This is a genomic window from Streptomyces sp. NPDC006552 (genome assembly GCF_040611655.1).
Taxonomy (GTDB): Bacteria; Actinomycetota; Actinomycetes; order Streptomycetales; family Streptomycetaceae; genus Streptomyces.
Genome location: NZ_JBEXOS010000073.1, coordinates 34118 through 40730 on the forward strand (window position 1 = coordinate 34118; position 6613 = coordinate 40730).

6 protein-coding genes are annotated in these 6613 nt (G+C 68.9%); all 6 read right to left on the reverse strand.

What is annotated here, in order from left to right; all coding sequences use genetic code 11:
* Positions 1-22: 22 nt before the first annotated feature.
* A complete protein-coding gene (locus ABZY33_RS30680) occupies positions 23-958 on the reverse strand; it encodes an FHA domain-containing protein (protein ID WP_356494973.1) in 936 nt (311 codons plus the stop codon).
* Positions 959-1043: 85 nt separating this feature from the next.
* Positions 1044-1922 carry a DUF881 domain-containing protein gene (locus ABZY33_RS30685; protein ID WP_356494967.1) on the reverse strand — a complete coding sequence of 293 codons (879 nt, stop codon included), beginning with the start codon at positions 1920-1922 and terminating at the stop codon, positions 1044-1046.
* A 5-nt stretch (positions 1923-1927) separates the two neighbouring features.
* Positions 1928-2260, reverse strand: a complete 333-nt coding sequence (locus ABZY33_RS30690) for a small basic family protein (protein WP_031069011.1) — start codon at positions 2258-2260, stop codon at positions 1928-1930.
* Positions 2257-3162 carry a DUF881 domain-containing protein gene (locus ABZY33_RS30695; protein WP_356494968.1) on the reverse strand — a complete coding sequence of 302 codons (906 nt, stop codon included), beginning with the start codon at positions 3160-3162 and terminating at the stop codon, positions 2257-2259. Before ABZY33_RS30695 ends, ABZY33_RS30690 begins: the two co-directional genes overlap by 4 nt.
* Before the next feature lie 92 nt (positions 3163-3254).
* Positions 3255-5750, reverse strand: coding sequence for a mannose-1-phosphate guanyltransferase (locus tag ABZY33_RS30700; protein ID WP_356494969.1), 2496 nt, complete (start codon positions 5748-5750; stop codon positions 3255-3257).
* Between the two features lie 113 nt (positions 5751-5863).
* The gene (locus ABZY33_RS30705; RefSeq protein ID WP_356494970.1) at positions 5864-6472 is read right to left on the reverse strand and encodes a CDP-alcohol phosphatidyltransferase family protein; all 609 of its coding nucleotides are present in this window, start codon (positions 6470-6472) and stop codon (positions 5864-5866) included.
* Positions 6473-6613 lie beyond the last annotated feature (141 nt).

Consider the following 6613-nt stretch of genomic DNA (forward strand, 5'->3'; position numbering starts at 1 on the left):
GGACCTTCCTGAAGGTTCGGGGTCAGATGCCTCGCTGGCTCGCGTAGAAGACCAGCCGGTACTTGCCGATCTGCACCTCGTCGCCGTTGTTCAGCGTCAGCGAGTCGATCCGCTCACGGTTCACATAGGTGCCGTTGAGGCTGCCGACGTCGGAGACCGTGAACGAGCCGTCCTGCTGGCGACGGAACTCCACGTGGCGGCGCGACACGGTCACGTCGTCCAGGAAGATGTCGCTCTGCGGGTGGCGGCCCGCCGTGGTGAGGTCGCCGTCCAGCAGGAACCGGCTGCCCGAGTTCGGACCGCGGCGCACCACCAGGAGCGCCGAGCCCAGCGGCAGCGCGTCGACCGCGGCCTGCGCCTCGGGCGACAGGGTTGGCAGCTGCGTCTGGCCGGTGGCCTCGGGGTCGTAGGACTCCAGACCCGAGATGGAGATCGTGGACGTGGTCTCGGACGGCCCCTCGGCCGCCCCGCCGCGCAGCGGCGCACCACAATTGGAGCAGAACCGGCTGTTCTCGCCGTTTCGGTTCCCGCACCTCGTACAGACCAGGGCCGACATGGACGGAGCCTCCTGCCGCGGCTGCCCACCAGGGGCATGGGACGCGTACGGGTCGGGACCAGGCCCTTGACCCGTACCTGAGGGCGACGGTTCTCCGAAACCTATGCGGCCGGAACCAGCAGGGTCAACAGACGGCGCGCCGCGGCCCGACGGGTCGCCGCCCACCTGGTCCCGGAAGAGCGGGCGCTCGCCCACCTGCGTCTCCGGCACATCTCCCTGGCGCGACGCACGGTGACGGTTGTCCTCACGCGCGCTCTTGCCGAACAACTTCGCAAACAACTTCACGGGCGATTCCCCTTGACCGAAACAGACCCGCCCGTGGGGCAGGACGAACCCTGACTGCACACATCGGCGTACTTCATGGACACGGACATCCTCACAACGTCCGGATCCGCCAAACAGTTTCCACCACGCACCCCGTCTCGGGTGCGCCGACCCCCCGCAACCTCATGCCCTCGTACGACATCCGCCATGCGCACGCGCCCCACTAGGAGGACGACCGAGCGTAATCAGGCTGTCGCGCGGCTCGCAAGGCGTCCACGACGATCTTCTCCGAGCGGCTCACAGCCACGGTGGCCTGCTCCTTCTCCAGCGTCTGCACCACACCTCCAGGGATGTTGAGAGCCGGCTCGAGGTCCTGCGGCTTGCCGATGACCTTGAAAACGTACGGCTGAGCGATCTTGTGCCCGTCCACGCTGATTCCCTTGCCCCCGCTCCCGTCCGTCAGATACGTGCCGGCCACGACGCGGACGTCGTCCACCTGGATCGCCTCGGCGCCCGCCGCGCGCAGCTCCTGGATGGCGTCGAGCAGCATGTCCGGCTCGACGGCCCCCTTCGTGTCGGTGACCGTCATGGTGATCCCGGGGCCCTGCGCCGCCACGGTGCCCGCCAGAATGCCGAGCTGCCGCTCCTTCTCGACCGTCTGCTTGCGCGCCTCCTCGGCCTGGTCCGAACTGTTCTCCAGCTCGGTGCGCTGGTCCTCGAGACCTTGCTTCTCATCTTCCAGACGCTGAGTACGGTCGTCGAGTTCATCGAGGATGCGGACGAGATCTTCCTGTCGCGCACCCCGCAGCGCGCTGTTGTCGCTGGTGGACCGGACCTGGATGGCGAGTCCGAGGCCCAGCACGAACAACAGCACGGCCACGGTGAGTTGCGCCCGTGACACGCGCGGCGGCCACAGCCCCTGCGCGAGCCGCTGCCGCCCGGTCAGTCCGTCCTCACCCGTCGCCTTCGGGCCGGGCTGCGCCCGCGGCTCCTCCCGGGCGCCGCCCGCGGCCGCGACCTCGGCGGGCAGCTCCTTGCGCAACCGGTGCGCCGGCTCGTCCGCCTCCCCGTTCCCGGGGTTCTCGTGCTGTCCCGCGTTCATCGGCCTCACGCCCGGAAGACGTGCCGGCGGATCGCGGCAGCGTTGGAGAAGATGCGGATACCGAGCACGACGACGACGCCGGTCGACAGTTGCGCGCCGACGCCCAGCTTGTCGCCGAGGAAGACGATGAGCGCGGCCACGACGACGTTCGACAGGAACGACACGACGAACACCTTGTCGACGAAGATCCCGTCCAGCATGGCGCGCAGGCCGCCGAAGACCGCGTCGAGCGCCGCGACCACGGCGATGGGGAGGTAGGGCTCGACCACCGCCGGAACCTCGGGCCGGACGAACAGCCCGACCACGACTCCCACGACCAGGCCCAGTACCGCGATCACGATGTGCCCTTCTGCTCTGCTCTCGGCTGTGCTGTCCGTACGATCACGCTGGGTGCGGCCGGAAGCCTGATGTCGTCCTGGGCCGAGATGCTGGTCCGGATCCCGAAGTTCTCCTGGAGGGCGTGCAGATACAAGCCGTCAGGACTGTTCTGGAACCGGGTGCTCAGCCGCTGGCCGTCCCCCACCGCGAGCACCGTGTACGGCGGCACCAGCGGTCTGTTGTCGACCAGTATCGCGTCACCCGCGGCCCTGATCGCGGACAGGGCGGTGAGCCGCTGCCCGTTGATGCTGACGGCCTCGGCGCCCGACTGCCACAGGCCGTTGACGACGCGCTGCATGTCCCGGTCGCGCACGCGCCCGGTGTCGGAGAACCCGGCGCTCTCCCGGGGCCCGCTCCCGCCGCCGGACTCCGCGGACTTGGCGTCGTCGACGACGAGCTTCACGCCGGGCCCGTGCACCGCGACGGCGCCCGACAGCACGCCCATCAACTCGCCCTGCTCGCCGCCGTGTTTCTTCAGCGCCTCGCGCTGCATGTTCCCCACATCGGTGCGGAGCGAGTCGACCCGGCCCTCCAACTTGTCGGCGGACGAGGTCTCCTGCTCGATGCGGTCGATGAGTTCCTCGCGCTCCTTGGCCACGACCGGCGCCGCGACCCGGGCCTGCGCGGCCCCCACCGTCACCACGAGCGCGGCGAGCACGAGCCCGGCCGCGAGCCCCAGCTTCGCGCGCAGGGTCTTCGGCAGCCCGCTCTGCCCCGAAGCCCGCCTGCGGGCGGTCGCTTCCGCGTACCCGTCGTCCAGGCTGTGGTCCATGACGTTGGTCAGCAGCGACATGGAGGCGTCCGGGCGCGCAGGACGCTTGGGGGTGCTCCGAACGGGGGGCTGCTGCGGCATGCCGCACATCGTCGCACGTCGCGGCCGCTACCTCCGAATGGCCCCGTCCGGCGTGCCGGTCGGCGCCCCCTCGGGGACGCCGACCGGATCGGACGGAAGGCTCAGCGGCCCGCGCTGTCCACCACGGCCGCCCACTCGTCGAGCAACTGCTGCGCGGAGGCGTCGTCGGGCCCCTCGGCCCACAGGTGGGTGACGGCCTCGGCCGGGTCGGGCAGCACCATGACCCACCGTCCGTCGGCCTCGACCACGCGCACCCCGTCGGTGGTGTCCACGGACCGGTCGCCGGCCGCCTCCACCACCCGCCGCATGACGAGCCCCTTGACGGCCCACGGCGTCGCGAGGTCCCGCTTGAGGACGTGCGCCCGCGGAATCCGCGCGTCGATCTGGCTCAGCGTCAGCTGGGTCCGCGCGACGAGACCGATCAGCCGAACGAAGGCCGCGGTCCCGTCGAACACGCTGCTGAACTCCGGCACGATGAAGCCACCGCGGCCGTCCCCGCCGAAGATGGTCTCGTCCTCGCGGCCCACGCGCGTGAGGTCGTCGGGCGACGTGTTCGTCCACTCGACCTGCGTGCCGTGGTACGCGGCCACCTGCTCGGCGATGCGCGTCGTCGTGACCGGCAGCGCCACCCGCCCGCTGCGCCGCTCGGCGGCGACGAGGTCGAGCATCACGAGCAGCGCGCGGTCGTCCTCGACGATCCGCCCCTTCTCGTCGACGAGCGACAACCGCTCACCGACCGGGTCGAACCGTACGCCGAACGCGGCCCGCGCCGAGGCGACGATCTCCCCGAGCCGGACGAGTCCGGAGCGCCGGGCGTCCGCGGTCTCGGTGGGCCGCGACTCGTCGAGTCCGGGGTTGATGGTCAGCGCGTCGACGCCGAGCCGGCCGAGCAGGCTGGGCAGCACCAGGCCGGCGCTTCCGTTCGACGCGTCGACGACGACCTTCAGCCCGGCGTCGGCGACACCGGTCGTGTCCACGTTCCGCAGCAGGGACCCGGTGTAGGAGTCGAAGACGCTGGACGGGAAGTGCAGGTCACCGATCTCGCCCGGGAAGGCGCGCCGGTACTCCTGGCGCGCGTAGACGCGGTCGAGCTTGCGCTGGCTGCCCTGCGACAGGTCCGCGCCCCGCTCGTCGAAGAACATGATGTCCACCGAGTCGGGCACACCCGGGGTCGTACGGATCATGATGCCGCCGGCGCTGCCGCGCGCCGTCTGCTGCCGGGCCACCGGAAGCGGCACGTTCTCCAGGTCCCGTACGTCGATGGCGCTGGCCTGCAGGGCGGAGATGACGGCCCGCTTGAGCGCGCGCGCACCACGCGAGTGGTCGCGGGCGGTGGTCACGGTCGACCCCTTCTTCAGGGTCGTCGCGTAGGCGCCCGCAAGCCGCACGGCGAGTTCGGGCGTGATTTCCACGTTCAGGATCCCGGAGACGCCGCGGGCCCCGAAGAGGTGGGCCTGGCCGCGGGACTCCCAGATGACCGATGTGTTGACGAAGGCACCGGCCTCGACCGTCTTGAACGGGTAGACGCGCACGTTGCCCTGGACGATCGATTCCTCACCGACCAGGCACTCGTCGCCGATGACGGCGCCGTCCTCGATCCGCGCGGCCCGCATGATGTCGGTGTTCTTGCCGACGACGCAGCCGCGCAGGTTGCTGTGGTCACCGATGTAGACGTTGTCGTGGACGACGGCCTTGTGGAGGAAGGCGCCGCTCTTCACGACGACGTTCGAGCCGATGACGGTGTGTTCGCGGATCTCCGCACCGGCCTCGACCTTGGCGTAGTCACCGATGTAGAGCGGCCCGCGCAGCTCGGCGTCGGGGTGCACCTCGGCGCCTTCGGCGACCCAGACTCCCGGGGAGATCTCGAAGCCGTCGAGTTCGACGTCGACCTTGCCCTCCAGGACGTCGGCCTGCGCCTTGACGTAGCTCTCGTGCGTGCCGACGTCCTCCCAGTAGCCCTCGGCGACATAGCCGTAGATGGGCTTGCCTTCCTTCATCAGCTGCGGGAAGACGTCCCCGGACCAGTCGACGGACGTGTCGGCCTCGACGTAGTCGAAGACCTCGGGCTCCATCACGTAGATGCCCGTGTTGACCGTGTCCGAGAAGACCTGGCCCCAGGTCGGCTTCTCGAGGAAGCGCTCGACCTTGCCTTCCTCGTCGACGATGGTGATGCCGAATTCCAGCGGGTTGGGGACGCGCGTCAGACAGACGGTGACGAGCGCGCCCTTTTCCTTGTGGAAATTGACCAGTTCGGTGAGGTCGAAATCGGTCAGGGCGTCACCGGAGATGACGAGGAACGCATCGTCCTTCAGCGCTTCCTCAGCGTTCTTCACGCTGCCGGCAGTGCCGAGTGGCTTCTCCTCGTTGGCATAGGTGAGCTCCATTCCGAGCTCTTCGCCGTCCCCGAAGTAGTTCTTGACCAGCGAGGCCAGGAACTGCACGGTGACCACGGTTTCGGTGAGCCCATGCCGCTTGAGCAACCTGAGCACGTGCTCCATGATCGGCCGGTTGGCCACGGGCAGGAGCGGCTTGGGCATACTCGAGGTCATGGGGCGAAGGCGGGTGCCTTCGCCTCCAGCCATCACGACGGCCTTCATGTCGGAAGCGTCCTCCTTGCAAGAGTCGACGGTCCGACCGACTACGCCCGCCTGATAACCCCGCTCGCGTCGCGTCGGGGTCCTCCGGCTTCACCTGATGCCCAATGGCGAGCTCAATCGGCCTGGGAGTCCGCCTTGACAAGTCGGCGGACTTGGACCACATACAGGATCCCTGCCCACCAATACAGGGTTGTACCCCATCCGGCGAACGCCCATCCGAAAATAGCAGCGAGTTCGTGGATCCACCCGCTCCCGTCACTGAGCAGCAGCAGCGGGAACGCGTACATGAGGTTGAAGGTCGCCGCCTTGCCGAGGAAGTTCACCTGCGGCGGCGGATAGCCGTGGCGCCGGAGGATCCCCACCATCACCAGGAGGACCAGTTCCCGCGCCAGCAGTATGGCGGTCAGCCAGATGGGAAGAATGCCGCGCCAGGTCAGTCCGACGAGCGTCGACAGGATGTACAGCCGGTCGGCCGCGGGGTCGAGGAGCCGGCCGAGGTTGCTGATCTGGTTCCAGCGGCGCGCGAGCTTCCCGTCGAGATAGTCGCTGATTCCGCTGAACGCGAGCACCAGCAGTGCCCAGCCGTCGCTCTTGGGCCCGCCGAACTCAGGCCTGAGGATGAGCCACAGGAAGAGGGGCACGCCGACGAGACGCGCCATGCTGAGGATGTTCGGGATGGTGAGCACCCGGTCCGTCTGGACACGGGTCTCTTGGACCTCCACCCGGGGGCCTCCTGTGGGGAAACGAGCCAACGATGCCTCATGACTTTACCCTCAGCCTCACCCGGCCAGGACACGGGGTCTCCACAAACGCAGAAAACCCCCGTCCGGTATCCCCGGACGGGGGTTTTCTCAAAAATAGTT